Origin of the sequence: Pseudomonas sp. DrBHI1 (assembly GCF_002205115.1) — a bacterium.
In the GTDB taxonomy this organism is placed as follows: domain Bacteria; phylum Pseudomonadota; class Gammaproteobacteria; order Pseudomonadales; family Pseudomonadaceae; genus Aquipseudomonas; species Aquipseudomonas mosselii.
In genome coordinates this window covers 1-16,042 of sequence record NZ_NIBE01000045.1, presented here as the reverse complement: position 1 = coordinate 16,042, position 16,042 = coordinate 1, and the positions used below count along the sequence as shown (strand labels likewise).

16 protein-coding genes, 1 pseudogene and 1 riboswitch are annotated in these 16,042 nt (G+C 64.9%); of the genes and pseudogenes, 5 read left to right on the top strand and 12 right to left on the bottom strand.

Features of this window, described 5'->3' with window-relative positions; translation table 11 throughout:
• Both CC207_RS27420 and cobO read right to left on the bottom strand, forming a co-directional pair.
• Window positions 1–492 (bottom strand): annotated as a pseudogene (locus CC207_RS27420) (cobyrinate a,c-diamide synthase); the annotation flags it as partial.
• Window positions 489–1,100 carry a cob(I)yrinic acid a,c-diamide adenosyltransferase gene (gene cobO, locus CC207_RS07210; protein WP_088851796.1) on the bottom strand — a complete coding sequence of 204 codons (612 nt, stop codon included), beginning with the start codon at window positions 1,098–1,100 and terminating at the stop codon, window positions 489–491. The gene cobO and the pseudogene CC207_RS27420, both read right to left, overlap by 4 nt.
• 112 nt (window positions 1,101–1,212) lie before the next feature.
• Window positions 1,213–1,432: riboswitch (cobalamin riboswitch) on the bottom strand.
• Between the two features lie 150 nt (window positions 1,433–1,582).
• On the opposite strand from cobO, the gene CC207_RS07205 reads away from it, so the two are divergent.
• Complete coding sequence (locus tag CC207_RS07205) at window positions 1,583–2,161, top strand: hypothetical protein (RefSeq protein ID WP_028690904.1); 579 nt, start codon at window positions 1,583–1,585, stop codon at window positions 2,159–2,161.
• 53 nt (window positions 2,162–2,214) lie between these two features.
• Here the strand turns inward: CC207_RS07205 and CC207_RS07200 are convergent, their stop codons facing one another.
• From CC207_RS07200 to CC207_RS07180, 5 genes are all read right to left on the bottom strand, one after another.
• Entirely contained in the window at window positions 2,215–2,748 is a 534-nt protein-coding gene (locus CC207_RS07200; protein WP_028690905.1) for a C40 family peptidase, read from the bottom strand.
• Window positions 2,749–2,894: 146 nt separating this feature from the next.
• Window positions 2,895–3,530, bottom strand: coding sequence for a C40 family peptidase (locus tag CC207_RS07195; protein ID WP_028690906.1), 636 nt, complete (start codon window positions 3,528–3,530; stop codon window positions 2,895–2,897).
• Window positions 3,531–3,655: 125 nt separating this feature from the next.
• Window positions 3,656–4,360: a DnaA regulatory inactivator Hda gene (hda, locus tag CC207_RS07190; protein WP_028690907.1), complete on the bottom strand. Its 705-nt coding sequence runs from the start codon at window positions 4,358–4,360 to the stop codon at window positions 3,656–3,658.
• A gap of 208 nt (window positions 4,361–4,568) precedes the next feature.
• Window positions 4,569–5,642: an AI-2E family transporter gene (locus CC207_RS07185; RefSeq protein ID WP_028690908.1), complete on the bottom strand. Its 1,074-nt coding sequence runs from the start codon at window positions 5,640–5,642 to the stop codon at window positions 4,569–4,571.
• A gap of 11 nt (window positions 5,643–5,653) precedes the next feature.
• Complete coding sequence (locus tag CC207_RS07180; protein WP_088851795.1) at window positions 5,654–6,709, bottom strand: DUF2066 domain-containing protein; 1,056 nt, start codon at window positions 6,707–6,709, stop codon at window positions 5,654–5,656.
• Window positions 6,710–7,051: 342 nt separating this feature from the next.
• On the opposite strand from CC207_RS07180, the gene purM reads away from it, so the two are divergent.
• The 4 genes from purM (at window position 7,052) to CC207_RS07160 (ending at window position 9,849) form a co-directional block, all read left to right on the top strand.
• On the top strand, window positions 7,052–8,110 hold the full coding sequence (gene purM / locus CC207_RS07175) for a phosphoribosylformylglycinamidine cyclo-ligase (protein WP_028690910.1): 1,059 nt from the start codon (window positions 7,052–7,054) through the stop codon (window positions 8,108–8,110).
• Window positions 8,110–8,754: a phosphoribosylglycinamide formyltransferase gene (gene purN / locus CC207_RS07170; protein ID WP_028690911.1), complete on the top strand. Its 645-nt coding sequence runs from the start codon at window positions 8,110–8,112 to the stop codon at window positions 8,752–8,754. The genes purM and purN overlap by 1 nt, the downstream gene beginning before the upstream one ends.
• Window positions 8,755–8,762: 8 nt before the next feature.
• Window positions 8,763–9,473 (top strand): DUF3108 domain-containing protein, encoded by a 711-nt coding sequence (locus tag CC207_RS07165; protein WP_028690912.1) that lies wholly within the window; start codon window positions 8,763–8,765, stop codon window positions 9,471–9,473.
• A gap of 193 nt (window positions 9,474–9,666) precedes the next feature.
• Window positions 9,667–9,849 carry a hypothetical protein gene (locus CC207_RS07160; protein ID WP_028690913.1) on the top strand — a complete coding sequence of 61 codons (183 nt, stop codon included), beginning with the start codon at window positions 9,667–9,669 and terminating at the stop codon, window positions 9,847–9,849.
• Between the two features lie 46 nt (window positions 9,850–9,895).
• Here the strand turns inward: CC207_RS07160 and CC207_RS07155 are convergent, their stop codons facing one another.
• The 5 genes from CC207_RS07155 to cysM form a co-directional block, all read right to left on the bottom strand.
• A complete protein-coding gene (locus tag CC207_RS07155; protein ID WP_028690914.1) occupies window positions 9,896–10,435 on the bottom strand; it encodes a DUF2058 domain-containing protein in 540 nt (179 codons plus the stop codon).
• 27 nt (window positions 10,436–10,462) lie between these two features.
• Window positions 10,463–11,296, bottom strand: a complete 834-nt coding sequence (gene mazG / locus CC207_RS07150) for a nucleoside triphosphate pyrophosphohydrolase (RefSeq protein WP_028690915.1) — start codon at window positions 11,294–11,296, stop codon at window positions 10,463–10,465.
• Between the two features lie 122 nt (window positions 11,297–11,418).
• Window positions 11,419–13,659 carry a GTP diphosphokinase gene (relA, locus tag CC207_RS07145; RefSeq protein WP_028690916.1) on the bottom strand — a complete coding sequence of 747 codons (2,241 nt, stop codon included), beginning with the start codon at window positions 13,657–13,659 and terminating at the stop codon, window positions 11,419–11,421.
• Window positions 13,660–13,758: 99 nt separating this feature from the next.
• A complete protein-coding gene (rlmD, locus tag CC207_RS07140; protein ID WP_088851794.1) occupies window positions 13,759–15,117 on the bottom strand; it encodes a 23S rRNA (uracil(1939)-C(5))-methyltransferase RlmD in 1,359 nt (452 codons plus the stop codon).
• Window positions 15,117–16,016: a cysteine synthase CysM gene (cysM, locus tag CC207_RS07135; protein WP_028690918.1), complete on the bottom strand. Its 900-nt coding sequence runs from the start codon at window positions 16,014–16,016 to the stop codon at window positions 15,117–15,119. Before cysM ends, rlmD begins: the two co-directional genes overlap by 1 nt.
• Window positions 16,017–16,042: the final 26 nt, after the last annotated feature.

The window sequence follows — 16,042 nt, the reverse complement described above, 5'->3', positions numbered from 1 at the left end:
GCTGCCTTCGAGCAGTTGCGCATGACGCAGGCTGCCGACCCGGTTGGCCAGCACCCCGGCGAACGGCAGGTCGGGCTGGTAGCGCGCCAGGCCTAGAGCCAAGGCACCAAAGGTCTGGGCCATGGCCGTGCCGTCGATCACCGCCAACACCGGCACGCCGAAGTGGCGCGCCAGGTCGGCGCTCGACGGCGTGCCGTCGAACAGGCCCATCACGCCCTCGATCAGGATCAGGTCGGCCTCGCCCGCCGCTTCCCACAACAGGCGGCGACTCTCCTCGGCGCCGATCATCCACAGGTCGAGCTGGTAGACCGGCGCACCGCTGGCGCGCTCGAGGATCATCGGGTCGAGAAAGTCAGGCCCGCACTTGAACACCCGCACCGTGCGCCCGAGGTTGCGGTGCAGGCGGGCCAGGGCGGCAGTGACCGTGGTCTTGCCCTGGCCCGAGGCCGGGGCCGCGATCAGCACGGCGGGACACTGGCGCGACTCACTCACAGTTCGACGCCCTTCTGCGCGCGGATACCGGCCTGGAAGGCGTGCTTGAGCATGCCCATCTCGGTGACGGTGTCGGCCAGTTCGATCAACTCCGGCTTGGCAGCGCGCCCCGTGACGATCACATGCTGCATCGGCGGACGCGCCTGGATATCCGATAGCACCTGGTCGAGGTCCAGGTAGCCGTGCTTGAGGGCAATGTTCAGCTCATCGAGCACGACGAACTGGATAGAGGGGTCCTGCAGCAACTGCCGCGACACCGCCCAGGCGGCCTCGGCAGCGGCGATGTCGCGCTGGCGGTCCTGGGTTTCCCAGGTAAAGCCCTCGCCCATCACGTGATAACGCACCTGCTCGGGAAATCGGCGGAAAAACAGCTCCTCGCCGGTGCTGTTGCGGCCTTTGATGAACTGCACCACGCCGCACTGCATGCCATGGCCAAGGGCGCGGGCAAGCATGCCGAAGGCCGAGCTGCTCTTGCCCTTGCCGTTGCCGGTCAGCACCAGCAGCAGGCCGCATTCATTGGGGGAATTGGCGATGCGCTCGTCGATGATCGCCTTCTTGCGCTGCATGCGCGCCAGGTGACGTTCGTCGCGTTCGATGGATTCGCTCATCAGGGGTCTCCGCAGGCTGTCGCAGCGGCGGCGACAGGTAAAAGGCAGGCAGACGAGGAGCGCGCAGGAGGCATGGCAAGGGCCACATCGCACCGCGCATCACCCTCCGTGATGCCGTTTGGCAGTGACAGGCCGGTCTCCGGGCTCATGAGCGGGCGCAGGCCCTGGCTACGCGCCTTCCCGGACATGGACATCCAGTGGCCTTGCGTAGCCGTCGACTCATCTACCGTTGCGGGGGCAGCGCCGGACTCGCGCCTACTGGCGCCCACCGGCTTCCCAGTTTCACCCTGCCGAACCGCAGCTCGCGGGGCACCTGAAGCACGCCGCGAAGGTTAGAGGGTTGCACCGGGAGCGTCAATCGAGCGAGGGCCGATCTGGCCTGGATCAATGGCCGATTCACCAGCTTGTGCCACACTCAGAGCAGTGATATCACATAGCCATCACCCGGCCGACCCGGATCACAATGACAAGGAGAGCGCAGCATGCAAGGCCTGATGATCAACAACCCGCGCCTGGAGTTCCTGCGCCCGGCCCTCGAGCGCTGGGTCGACTGCATCGACCGCTTCAACCAGTTGCAGGGCGACAACGAGGCGCCCTACTGGCACGGCACAGCCAGCAACGTCGGCCTGCTCGCCGCTGCCGCCTGGCAGGGTGAGTTGGTGGCGCTGGAACGGCACATGAGCAAGAAACAGCGCGACGAGGGCGAGCGCGACGGGCGCTGCGACCTGTCGATCAGCAGCGCCGAGGAGTCGCTGTACCTGCACGCTGGCCAGCGCTGGCCGCGCATCGCTCGCCTCGACCTGACAGCGGCCCTGCAGGAAACCGCCGCCCTGGCCAAGCCGATCGCCTATGGCAGCCAACTCAAGGCTGGGGCACTGTTCGTCACACCGTGGAAGGCCGGCCAGCATGCCAGCCCCGAGGAACTGCAGGACCTGGTGGACGATCTGCAGAAGCACACGGCCTGTGCGCTTGCCTGGTACTTCCCGTATGCCTACCGCAAGCTGCACAACGAACTGGGGCAGTACTATCCCGGAGTGGCGCTTCTGCTCAAACAGGCTTGATGCCAGCCAGGCAATACTGGACCAAGTTCATACCCTGCCCGCGCCGGTAGGTATCAGGGATTCTGCGCCAGATGCCCCGGCGGCAGCACCCGTTTGGCCTGGAGGTAGGCCTTGGCCCAGTAGCTGTTGGACAGGTAGTCCAGGCGCACGGTGCCGCCCGTCGACGGCGCATGCACGAAGCGCCCTTCACCGACGTAGATGCCGGCATGGCTGACCTGCGACCCGCCGCTGGTGGCAAAGAACACCAGATCACCCGACTGCAGCGAATTGATATCCACATTTGGCGCGCGCATGACGATCATCTCGCGAGTCGAGCGTGGCAGACTGATACCCGCCGCATCACGGTAGACATAGCCGATCAGGCCGCTGCAATCGAACCCGGCATCCGGTGTATTGCCACCCCAGCGATACGGTGTGCCCACCAGGCCGATGGCGCGAAACAATACATCGTCGGCCGCAGGCGACGAAGGCGCCTGATTGAACACCATCGGCTGTTTGGGCGTGGGCGCCGGCGCAGGTGCACGGCTGGAGCAGGCCGCAAGCAGGGCCACCAGGGAAAAGAATGCGAAGCGCGCCAACATCGCCATGATGCGAACGTCCTGTCGAAAATCCGACGGCCACGGCCGAAGGTAAAAAGAGTTGAGAATTTAGATTAGACGCTTTCTGTAAATGCGCACGGCGGCGAGCTTTTCAGCTACGCCGCCGTGCGAGGTTACAGCATTTTGATATCAAATCAATTGCGCGAGATCGTGGTCGGCGCCATGGCGAGCGCGCGTTTGGCCTCGATGAAGGTCTTGCTCCAATAGCGATCGCCCAGGCTGTCGATACGCACACCACCGCTGCGGCGGCTGCTGGAGTGGATGAACTGGTTGTCACCCAGGTAGATGCCGGCATGGCTCACGCGGCCACGGCCGTTGGTGCTGAAGAACAGCAGGTCGCCGGGCTTGAGCTTGTTACGGGCGACCTTGGGCGCGTCGACGTTGATCATCTCGCGGGTCGAGCGCGGCAGGTTCATGCCCGCCTCTTCGCGGAACAGGTAGCCGATGAAACCGCTGCAGTCGAAGCCGGACTTCTCGGAGGTGCCGCCAAAGCGGTAGCGGGTGCCGATCAGGGCCATGCCGCGTTCGAGAATGCTGTCGGCCAGCACAGGCAGCTGGTATGGCTTGCCGTTGCTGGAGAAGGCGTCAAGGTCGTCTTCGCTGGCCAGCTCTTCCTCGGTGAATACGGAAGAGGCGGAAGCCTTGGCCTTGACCGATTGCTCGGCGGCCACGCGGTGGTCCTGCGAGGGTGCGACCGGGCCGGTGGAGGCACAGCCGTAAAGAAGGGTGACAAGTGCAAGTGGCACGAGGGGTGCGAAGCGCTTCAGCATGGGCACGACCGTGTCTGTAGTCCTTTAGAAGGGGGAAACTATGCCTTCTATCGGACCCATTTGCAAATTTTATCGAAAAAGATGTGACTTTTCCGTTTTGATGCTCTGGCACCGTGTTCTCAGGGCTACCAGCCGAGGGTTTCCTTGAGGAACGGGATGGTCAGCTTGCGCTGGGCCTGCAGGGAGGCCTGGTCGAGGCGTTCGAGGAGGTCGAACAACGCGCTCATGCTGCGCGTACCGCGGGTGAGGATGAAGTGGCCGACCTCGTCGGTCAGGTGCAGGCCACGGCGCGAGGCACGCAGTTGCAGGGCGCGCAGCTTGTCCTCATCGGACATCCCACGCATCTGGAAGATCAGCGCCAGGGTCAGCCGCGACTTGAGGTCGGCCAGTTTGATCGGCAGTTCCCGTGGCGAACTGGACGCCGCCAGCAGCAGGCGCCGGCCGCTGTCGCGCAGGCGGTTGAACAGGTGAAACATCGCCTCTTCCCAGTCCGCCTTGCCGGCAATCACATGCAGGTCGTCGATGCACACCAGCTCGTACTGTTCGAGGTAGTCGAGCAGTTCGACGCCGCGATCAAGCAGTTGCGCCAGGGGCAGGTAGACAGCGGGTTGGCCCAACTGCTGGAAACGCTGGGTGGCGGCCTGCAACAGGTGGGTGCGGCCCACGCCTTGCTTGCCCCACAGGTAGATGAGGCTTTCGGTCCAGCCGGCGTCGGCTTCGCACAGCCGCTCGACATAGCCCAGTGCCGCGGCATTGGCGCCGGGGTAGTAGTTGATGAAGGTGGCGTCGTCGCGCAGACGCACACCCAGGGGCAACTGGATCGGTTTCATGCTCGCGGGCGGTCGCGGGGACCACAGGGGGCCTTTGATGAACAGTGTGCAAAGTCTATACCCGCAGCGCGGACGGCACAATCGGCGAGGGGAATAGCGCAAGTAAAATCAAGTAGTTGCACTGTTTCACAAGCATCGCGGGGCAAGCCCGCCCCCACGTTATAGCCTCTGCCAGGGTAGCGTGGGAGCGGGCTTGCCCCGCGATTGATCATAGGTCGGGGTCGATCTCCCCGGCATACATGTCCGATTCCTTGTACAGGTCATGCACATGCCGCAGCAGCACCATGATCACCGCCGCCACCGGCAACGCCAGCAACACGCCGGTAAAGCCGAACAGCTCGCCGCCGGCCAGGATCGCGAAGATCACCGCCACCGGGTGCAGGCCGATGCGGTCGCCCACCAGCAGCGGTGTCAGCACCATGCCTTCAAGCGCCTGCCCAACCATGAACACCGCGACGATGCCCAGCATCGGGTAGAGCTCGCCGCCGAACTGGAACAACCCGGCGACCAGCGCCGCACCGATGCCGATGATGAAGCCCATGTACGGCACGATCGCCGCCAACCCCGCGAGCATGCCGATCAGCAGGCCCAGCTCCAGGCCCACCAGCATCAGGCCGGTGGAATAGATGACGCCCAGCGCCAGCATTACCAGCAACTGCCCGCGCACGAACGCCCCCAGCACCTCGTGGCACTCGCCGGCCAGTCCCACTACCTGCGGTTCGCGTTGACGTGGCAGCAGGCTGCGCAGCTTGGCCATCATCAGGTCCCAGTCGCGCAGCAGGTAGAAGCCCACCACCGGGATCAGCACCAGGTTGGCCAGCCAGCCAATCAACGCCAGGCTCGAAGCAGTGGCCTGGGACAGCAGCACCCCGACGATGTCGGTGGTCTGGCCCATGTGCTCGCCGATGGCGGCCTTGATCTTGTCGAATTTCCAGAACCCATCGGCCAGGCCCAGGCGGCTCTGCACCCAGGGCAGCGCCACATGCTGCAGCCAATCGAGCATCTGCGGCGCCAATTCGTACAGGCGTAGCAACTGCTTGGCCAGCATCGGCACCAGCACCAGCAACAGGGCCAGGAATATCAGGGTGAACAGGCTGAACACCACCACCACGCCCCAGGTGCGCGACAAGCCGAACCGTTCCAGGCGGTCGACCAGCGGGTCGGCCAGGTAGGCCAGCAGGATGCCCACCAGGAACGGCGAGAGAATGTTGTGCAGGAAGTACAGCAGCACGGCAATCACAAAAGCCGCGCCCAGCCAGATCCAGCGACGCAGGTCAGTCATTCAGCCACTCCTTACCAGCGAAAACGCAAGCCGTCGAACGGCTTGGCGGCGGTGGCCGGCGGCGTGGCGCCGGCCGGGTCCTGCGTGTTTGGCGCAGGTGTCGCGAGCACGGGCTCGGCAGGCAGTTCCTGGAGCTTGGCCAGACTTAACTGCGCGCGCAGTTGCTCACGATTGCCGCTGACGCGGTAGGTCAGGGTGCCGCCATCGGCCATCTGCAGGCGCGCGCCATAGGGCTCCAGGACTCGGCTGAGCTCGGCGTAGCGTTGCAGGTTCATGCCCTGGACCTGCACCTCTAGCTCGCTGCTGGCGCCGGGACGGGTGACGTAACGCGGCGCCAGGCGGTTGCTCACCGCCAGCAGCACGGCGTCGGCCAGGGCCGCCTGGTCGGCGCCGTCGGCGCTGCCCTGCTCGCGCTGGTCGCCCAGCCACAACTGCCACTTGCCCTGCCACTTGCCGTCGGCTTCATGGGCATGCACCGCCAGCAGCGCATCGGCGCCATAGCGCTCGGAGGCCTCGCGCAGCGGCGCCGGGTCGTTGCCTTCGAGCAGCTTGGCATTGGCCACCAGTTGCTCCTGCAGGTCGGCTAACGGCAGGCGCAACGGCAGGCCGCGGTGCTGGGCGGCCCGGCGCAGGGGTTCGGCGACAGCCTGGCCATCGCCGACCAGGCTACTGCCCTCGACGCTGTCATTCAGCCACCAGCCAAGAATCGACGGCCGGTTGCTGCCCCACAGCGCCAGGCCAGCTTGGCGCAGGGCGCGCTCGGTGCTGCCGGGGTCGAACTCGACCAGCACCGACTCCGGCGGCCCGGCTTCGGTGCCGACCTGGTTGATGATCTGCTGCGGGTCCTTGCGCAGCGCGGCCAATGCCGGGTTCTGCACCGCCTTGGGATCACCGGTCAGGCGCAGCACCAGGGTATCCAGGGCCTTGCCGGTCGCCTGGGCGCGGGCTTCGCTGCCCTGCCCTTCGACAGGCTCGCGCACCTGATACAAGCCAGAGATGGTTTCGGCCTGGGCCACGGTGCCGGCCACAACCAGGCAGGCGCCAGCGAGGAAATTGAGAAGACGCATTGAGGATTCCTGTCCAGATGACCTTGGGGCGACACGCCCTTGCCTGTCGGCTGTGACCGCGCAACCACGGCAAATACTCCGCGTTGCCGGCCCGTTGCGTGGGTCGCCATGCCTATACCTTATACAGACACCGGCGCGCCAACCAGTCACAGGGGGTGAAACACGGTTTTTTGCCCAGATTTCCCGCCTGCCCGTCGGCCTGAGGATGGCCGCCTTGGGGCAACCCTGATAAAATCGCGCGCCTTCGCAGACCAGTGACGTACAGGCAGCCGCCGTTTCTGAAACCGGCCTTGGCCGTCCCGGTCGTTTTTCTGAATCCCTCCCTCCTAAAGGCCTGGATCAATGAGCAAGCAACCCTCCCTGAGCTACAAAGACGCCGGTGTAGACATCGACGCCGGCGAAGCACTGGTCGAACGCATCAAGGGCGTCGCCAAGCGCACCGCACGTCCTGAAGTCATGGGTGGCCTGGGCGGCTTCGGCGCCCTCTGCGAGATCCCGGCCGGCTACAAGCAGCCGGTGCTGGTCTCCGGCACCGACGGCGTCGGCACCAAGCTGCGCCTGGCGCTGAACCTGAACAAGCACGACAGCATCGGCCAGGACCTGGTCGCCATGTGCGTCAACGACCTGGTTGTATGCGGCGCCGAGCCGCTGTTCTTCCTCGACTACTACGCCACCGGCAAGCTCAACGTCGACGTGGCCGCCACCGTGGTCACCGGCATCGGCGCCGGTTGCGAACTGGCCGGCTGCTCGCTGGTCGGTGGTGAAACCGCCGAGATGCCTGGCATGTACGAAGGCGAAGACTACGACCTGGCCGGCTTCTGCGTCGGCGTGGTGGAAAAGTCCGAGATCATCGACGGCTCGAAAGTGGTCACCGGCGACGCCCTGATCGCGCTGCCATCCTCCGGCCCACACTCCAACGGCTACTCGCTGATCCGCAAGATCCTCGAGGTTTCCGGCACCGACATCGACAACACCCAGCTCGACGGCAAGCCGCTGGCCGACCTGCTGATGGCGCCTACCCGCATCTACGTCAAGCCGCTGCTGCAACTGATCAAGCAGACCGGCGCTGTCAAGGCCATGGCCCACATCACCGGTGGCGGCCTGCTGGATAACATCCCGCGCGTACTGCCAAAGGGCGCCCAGGCCGTGGTCGACGTGGCCAGCTGGCAACGTCCGGCGGTGTTCGACTTCCTGCAGGAAAAAGGCAACGTCGACGAGCATGAAATGCACCGCGTGCTGAACTGCGGCGTGGGCATGGTCATCTGCGTGGCTCAGGACCAGGTCGACAATGCCCTCAACGTGCTGCGCGCCGAAGGCGAGCAACCGTGGGTGATTGGCCGTATCGACGTGGCCGCCGAAGGCGCCGCCCAGGTCGAGCTGCAGAACCTCAAGGCACACTGATGCCCTGCAATGTAGTCGTGTTGCTGTCGGGCTCCGGCAGCAACCTGCAGGCACTGATCGACAGCAACAGCGCCAGCGACAGCCCGGCACGCATCCGCGCGGTCATCTCGAACCGTGCCGATGCTTACGGCCTGGAACGTGCCAAGGCCGCCGGCATCGAAACCGCCGTGTTGTCGCACACCGGGTTCGACGGGCGCGAAGCCTTCGACGCGGCGCTGATGGCGCTGATCGACGGCTTCCAGCCCGACCTGGTGGTGCTGGCCGGTTTCATGCGCATCCTCAGTGGCGATTTCGTGCGCCATTACCAGGGCCGCCTGCTGAACATCCACCCGTCACTGTTGCCCAGGTACAAAGGCCTGCACACCCACCAGCGCGCGCTGGAGGCGGGCGACGTCGAGCATGGCTGCAGCGTGCACTTCGTCACCGAGGAACTCGATGGCGGGCCTCTGGTCGTACAGGCTGTGGTGCCCGTGGCAACGGATGACACCGCGCAGACGCTCGCCCAGCGCGTGCACCTGCAGGAACACCAGATCTACCCGCTGGCGGTGCGCTGGTTCGCCGAAGGACGCTTGCGTCTGGGCGGACAGGGTGCATTACTGGATGGCCAGCCGCTGGCGGCCAGCGGTCACTTGATTCGATCCTAGGAGAATTTATGCGTCGCGCCCTGCTCTTGGCTCTCGCCGTGCTCGCCCTGCCCCTCCAGGCAGCTGATCTGAAGCCTTTCGCGGCCAGCTACACCGCCGACTGGAAACAGCTGCCGATGAGCGGCACCGCCGCGCGCAGCCTGGAAAAGAACGCCAACGGCACCTGGAGCCTGAACTTCAAGGCTTCGATGATGATCGCCAGCCTGACGGAGCAAAGCACCCTCAAGTTCGACAACGACACCCTGCTGCCGCAGCAGTATCACTTCGAACGTGGCGGCCTGGGCAAGGCAAAGAAGGTCGACCTGAACTTCGACTGGGCCGGCAAGAAGATCACAGGCAGCGACCGTGGCGATGCCATCAACCTGCCGCTCAACCGCGGCGTGCTGGACAAGTCGTCCTACCAGCTGGCCCTGCAGCATGACGTGGCCGCCGGCAAGAAGAGCATGACCTACCAGGTGGTCGACGGTGACGAGATCGACACCTACGACTTCCGCGTGCTGGGCACCGAGAAAGTGACCACCAAGACTGGCCAGGTCGACGCGATCAAGGTCGAACGCGTGCGCGACCCGAGCCAGAGCAAGCGCATCACCGAGCTGTGGTTCGCCAAGGACTGGGACTACCTGCTGGTGCAGCTGCGACAGGTTGAGACCGACGGCAAGGAGTACGTGATCGTGCTGCAGGATGGCACGGTCGATGGCAAGGCGGTCAAGGGTAACTGATACCGCTGCCTGCAACGCCCGAAGCCCCGCCTTGTGCGGGGTTTCTTTTTTGCCGCACACCGCTCCCACAGGGATGCGTTGCCCTTGATGAAACTTGTTTCATCGCTGTTTTATTTACTTAGCCTGCTAACAAATTCTATAAAGGAGTCCTGCGACACAGTGCCGCAGCCAACCCAAGCAGTGGAGTTTGACGATGACAGTCCAGGTAACCGAACGCGACGAATCGAAAATGTCCCACGAAGGCCAGGCCGCTGGCCTGCGGATCTGGGACGTGCATCAGCAAGGCCAATTGGTCGGCATGTTCCATGACGAGCAACAGGCTCACCAGTACCGCATGGAGCTTGAATACCTCGAGCGCCAACGCCCGGCGCAGTGACCCGGCCCTGCAACGAAAAACCCCGCCAAGGCGGGGTTTTTCGTGCTTACCACATCAGATCGTCTGGGATCTTGTAGGCTGCGTACGGATCGTCCTCGTCCGCTTCCTCGACATGGGTGTTGAGCAGCAGGATACGGTTGGGGTCACGCTCCTGGATCTTCACCGCCGCCTCGCGCGGGATCACTTCGTAGCCGCCACCATGGGCGACGATGGCCAGCGCGCCATTGCTCAGCTTGCTGCGCATCAGGGCGTTGACGGCGATGCGCTTGACCTTCTTGTCATCGACGAAGTTGTAGTAGTCCTCGGTGGTCAGCTTGGGCAGACGGGTCGCCTCGATCAGTTGCTTGATCTGCGCGGCACGGGCCTTCTGCTCGGCCTTCTCCTGGACCTGGCGGTTCAGCTCCTGGTCCTTCTTGGCCTTCTCGGCCATGGCTTCCTTGGCCAGGCGTTTCTGGCTGTCGTCCACCTCCACCTGGCCCTTGTGTTCCAGGCGTTTCTGTTTCTTCTCGGCTTTGTTGGTCTGCGAGACCTGTTTCTGGTTGACCAGGCCGGCTTTGAGCAATTGGTCGCGAAGGGAAAGGCTCATGGGTGTTCTACTCACTTATGCATCGGCTCAGCCGCAGCTGGGCAGGTTCTTTTCCTGACGCTTGGCCTCGCCCCACAGGGCGTCCAGCTCGTCGAGGGTACGATCTTGGATGTTCAGGCCCTGCGCGCGCAATGCCTGTTCGATGAATCGGAAGCGCCGCTCGAACTTGCGGTTGGCACGGCGCAAGGCATTTTCCGGGTCGTGCTTGAGGTGCCGGGCCAGGTTGACGGTGGCGAACAGCAGGTCACCCAGCTCGTCCTCCAGCGCGTCGCTGTCGCCATCGGCCATGGCCTGCAGCACTTCGTCGAGCTCCTCGCGGACCTTGTCCAGCACCGGCAGCGCCTCAGGCCAGTCGAAGCCGACCGTGGCGGCGCGCTTCTGCAGTTTGGCGGCGCGGGACAGCGCGGGCAAGGCCGCGGGCACATCGTCGAGCAGCGACAACTGCTCGGGCTCGCTTTTTTCGGCGCGCTCCTCGGCCTTGATCTCCTCCCAGCGCGACTTGATCTGCGCCTCGCTCAACGCCGGGGTCTCCAGCGGCGCGTACAGCTCGCCGGTGGGGAACACATGGGGGTGGCGACGGATCAGCTTGCGGGTGATCGAATCGACGACGCCGTCGAACTCGAAGCGCCCTTCTTCACGGGCCAGCTGGCTGTAATAGACCACTTGGAACAGCAGATCGCCGAGCTCGCCCTGCAGGTGCTCGAAGTCGCCGCGTTCGATAGTGTCGGCGACTTCGTAGGCTTCCTCGAGGGTGTGCGGGACGATACTGGCGTAGTCCTGCTTGAGGTCCCAGGGGCAGCCATATTGCGGGTCACGCAGGCGGGCCATGAGGTGCAGCAGGTCTTCAAGGGTGTAGGTCATATCAAGTCTGTTCCTAGGCGAGGGCTTCGCCCTCGATCACCGGCAAGCCGGCTCCCACAGGGTACAGCGCGATCCTGTGGGAGCCGGCTTGCCGGCGATGGGCCGCACAGCGGCCCCGTTTCTCAAGGGGTGCGATTACGCCGCGTCTCGATGATGTTGGGCAACTGCGAGATCCGCCCCAGCAGACGTCCGAGGGCATCCAGGCCGGGGATCTCGATGGTCAGTGACATCAGCGCGGTGTTGTCTTCCTTGTTCGAGCGGGTGTTGACCGCCAACACGTTGATCTTCTCGTTGAGCAGCACCTGCGACACGTCGCGCAACAGCCCCGGGCGGTCGTAGGCACGGATGACGATGTCGACCGGGTAGGTCTGCACCGGGATCGGCCCCCAGCTGACCTGGATCATACGCTCCGGCTCCTTGCCCGCCAGCTGCAGCACCGAGGCACAATCCTGGCGGTGGATGCTCACGCCACGGCCCTGGGTGATATAGCCGACAATGGCATCGCCCGGTAGCGGCTGGCAGCACCCGGCCATCTGCGTGAGGAGGTTGCCGACGCCCTGGATCTGGATGTCGCTGCGCTTGCCCGCGCGTATGCCCCGGGCCTGGCGCGGAATCAGCTCGACCGGTTCCAGGCGCTCGGGTTCGAGCAGTTGCTGGGCGGCGTTGACCATGTGCGCCAGGCGCAGGTCGCCGGCGCCAAGGGCGGCGAACATGTCCTCGGCAGTCTTGACGTTGGCCTTTTCCGCCAGGCGTTCGAAGTCCACCTGGGGCAGGCCCAATCGGCTCAGTTCGCGCTCGATCAGGGTCTTGCCGGCGGCCACGTTCTGGTCGCGGGCCTGCAGCTTGAACCAGTGGACGATCTTGGCCCGGGCCCGCGAGGTGGTCACGTAGCCCAGGTTGGAGTTCAGCCAGTCGCGGCTCGGGCTGCCGTGCTTGCTGGTGATGATCTCCACCTGCTCGCCGGTCTGCAGGCTGTAGTTCAACGGCACGATGCGGCCGTTGATCTTGGCGCCCCGGCAGTTGTGGCCGATCTCGGTGTGCACCCGGTAGGCGAAGTCCAGCGGCGTGGCGCCCTTGGGCAGGTCGATGGCGTGACCGTCAGGGGTGAACACGTAGACCCGGTCCGGCTCGATATCGACACGCAGCTGTTCGGCCAGGCCGCCGATGTCGCCCAGTTCCTCGTGCCACTCCAGCACCTGGCGCAGCCAGGAGATCTTCTCTTCGTAGTGGTTGGAGCTGGGCTTGACGTCGGTGCCCTTATAGCGCCAGTGCGCGCACACACCCAGCTCGGCTTCCTCGTGCATGGCGTGGGTGCGGATCTGCACCTCCAGCACCTTGCCCTCGGGGCCAATCACTGCGGTGTGCAGGGAGCGGTAGCCGTTTTCCTTGGGGTTGGCGATGTAGTCGTCGAACTCCTTGGGGATGTGCCGCCACAGGGTGTGCACGATGCCCAGCGCGGTGTAGCAGTCGCGCACTTCCGGCACCAGCACGCGCACTGCGCGCACGTCATAGATCTGGCTGAATTCCAGGCCCTTGCGCTGCATCTTGCGCCAGATCGAATAGATGTGTTTCGCCCGGCCGCTGATGTCGGCGTTGACGCCGGTGGCCAGCAGCTCGTTCTGAAGCTGGTTCATCACGTCGCTGATGAAGCGCTCGCGGTCCAGCCGGCGCTCGTGCAGCAGCTTGGCGATCTGCTTGTACTGGTCGGGCTCGAGGTAGCGGAACGACAGGTCCTCGAGTTCCCACTTGATATGACCGATGCCCAGCCGGTGCGCCAGCGGCGCATAGATGTCGAACACCTCGCGAGCCACGCGCAGGCGCTTCTCGTCGTCGGCGCCCTTGACCGCACGAATGGCACAGGTACGTTCGGCGAGCTTGATCAGCGCCACGCGCACGTCGTCGACCATGGCCACCAGCATCTTGCGCAGGTTTTCGACCTGCGCCTGGGAACCAAGCACCAACGACTGGCGCGGGCTGAGGCTGGCACTGATGGCCGCCATACGCAGCACGCCGTCGATCAGCTTGGACACCACCGGGCCAAAGCGCTGACCGACTTCAGCCAGGGTCACCTTGCCTTCGCGCACCGAGCGGTAGATCACCGCGGCGACCAGCGAATCCTGGTCGAGCTTGAGGTCGGCGAGGATTTCGGCAATCTCCAACCCAGCCTGGAAACTGGAGGTGCCGTCGGCCCAGGAATGCTTGGCTGGATTGCCTTTTTTCTCGACCTCATGGGCGAACTCGCAGGCCTCTTTCAGCCCCGGGCGATCGAGCTGCGAATCGACGCTCACCACATGATCGAGCCATGCTTCGAGATTGATACTGCCGTCGTGGTTGACCGGCTGGTGCACTCTCACCTGTACCATCTTTGTTTTACCTTTCCATACAGCGCACCACGCGGGTGCACTGGCTATCACCTGTGCGCCCCTCACTCCTTGAAGGCCGCACCAAGAGGGCCAGCCCGGCTAGCCCACTTCGAATAACGCCATGGCCTCGACATGCGCCGTCTGAGGAAACATGTCGAGAATCCCGGCCCTTTTTAACCGGTACCCCTGCCCGACCAGCACCTGCGCGTCTCGCGCCAGCGTGGCCGGGTTGCACGATACATAGACCAGCCGCTTCGCTCCGAGCCGGGCGATGCCTTGCACCACCTCGAATGCCCCGTCGCGCGGTGGATCCAAGAGTACCGCAGAAAAGCCCTCGGCGACCCATCCGGCGCCCGCCAAAGGCTGCGATAAATCGGCCTGAAAAAACCGAGCGTTATGCACATTGTTGCCGTCGGCGTTGGCGGCGGCGCGCTCGACCATGGCCTGCACGCCCTCCACCGCCACCACTTCGCGCGCCTGGCGGGCCAGGGGCAGGGCGAAGTTGCCCAAGCCGCAGAACAGGTCCAGGACCCGCTCGTGCGCCTCGGGCGCCAGCCAGGCCAAGGCCTGCTGAATCATCAAGGTGTTGACCTGGGCGTTGACCTGGACGAAGTCACCCGGCCGCCAGGCCAGTTCCATGCCCCAAGGCTCCAGGGCAAAGCCCAGTTGCGCCGCGGCATCCACCGGTGCCGGCTCGCCCTCGCCCTGCAGCCACAGCTGGGCGCCGGCCTCGCGGCAGAACGCCTCGAGCCGCGCCAGGTCTTCACTGGACAAGGGCGCCACATGCCGTACCAGCACCGCCTCGGCGGTGCCGCTGAACAGCTCCACGTGCCCCAGCGCCTGCGGCTTGGCCAGGCTGCGCAGCACGGTCGGCAGGTGGCGCATGATCGACTGCAAGGGTTGTACCAGCACCGCGCATTCGTCGATGCCGACGATGTCCTGGCTGGCCTCGGCGCGGAACCCCACGTCCAGTTGGCGCGCCTTGGTGTCCCAGCGTACCGCGACCCGCGCCCGGCGGCGGTAGCCGAATTCCGGTCCGCTCAGGGGAACAGCCCACTCCTCGGGCTGCACGCCGGCCACCCGTTGCAGCTGCTCGGCAAGCAGGCGCTGCTTGAGCGCCAGCTGCCCTTCATGAGGCAGGTGCTGGAGGTTGCAGCCGCCGCAGCGGGCGTAGTGCCGGCAAGGCGCTTCACGGCGCTCGGGGCTGGCCTGGAACACACGCTCCAGGCGCGCCTCTACCACCTTGCCACGCGCCGCGAGCACCCGCGCCTCGACGTCTTCGCCAGCCAGTGCGCCGCTGACGAACCAGGTACGTCCTTCGATGAAAGCGATGCCGCGACCGTCACCGGCCACGCGCTCGATCGACAGGCGCTGCTTCTTGCCCACGGGTACCTGTGCGGCACGGTTGCCGCCGGCCGGCTGGAAACGCAGGCCGGTATTGTTTTTCTTTCTGGACATCAGGTTGGATCGAACAGGCCGGTGGAGAGGTAACGGTCGCCGCGGTCGCAGATGATGGCGACCATCACCGCGTTCTCGACTTCGCGGGACAGGCGTAGCATCGCCGCCACGGCACCGCCGGAGGATACGCCACAGAAAATGCCCTCTTCGCGGGCCAGGCGACGGGTGGTCTGCTCGGCCTCCTGCTGGGACATGTCGACCACGCGATCGACCCGGGTGGCGTCGAAGATCTTCGGCAGGTACTCGTGGGGCCAGCGGCGAATGCCGGGGATGGCCGAGCCTTCCATCGGCTGCAGGCCGACGACCTGTACCGCCGGGTTCTGCTCCTTGAGGTACTGCGAGCAGCCCATGATGGTGCCGGTGGTGCCCATGGAGCTGATGAAATGGGTGATGGTGCCCTGGGTCTGCTGCCAGATTTCCGGGCCGGTGCTGTTGTAGTGGGCGATCGGATTATCGCCATTGGCGAACTGGTCGAGGACCAGGCCGCGGCCTTCGGCCTGCATCTTCTCGGCGAGGTCGCGCGCGCCCTCCATGCCCTCTTCCTTGGTCACCAGGATCAGCTCGGCGCCATAGGCAGTCATCGCCGCCTTGCGTTCGGCGGTGGAGTTGTCCGGCATGATCAGGATCATCTTGTAGCCCTTGATCGCCGCGGCCATGGCCAAGGCGATGCCGGTGTTGCCGGAGGTGGCTTCGATGAGGGTGTCGCCGGGCTTGATCTGGCCACGCAGCTCGGCGCGGGTGATCATCGACAGCGCCGGGCGGTCCTTGACCGAACCTGCCGGATTGTTGCCTTCGAGCTTGAGCAGCAAGGTGTTGCTGGTGTCCCCGGCGATGCGCTGCAGGCGAACCAGTGGGGTATGGCCGATGCACTCGGCGATGGTTGGGTACTGCAGGGTCATGGGCGTTTTCGCAATCCGGACGGCAG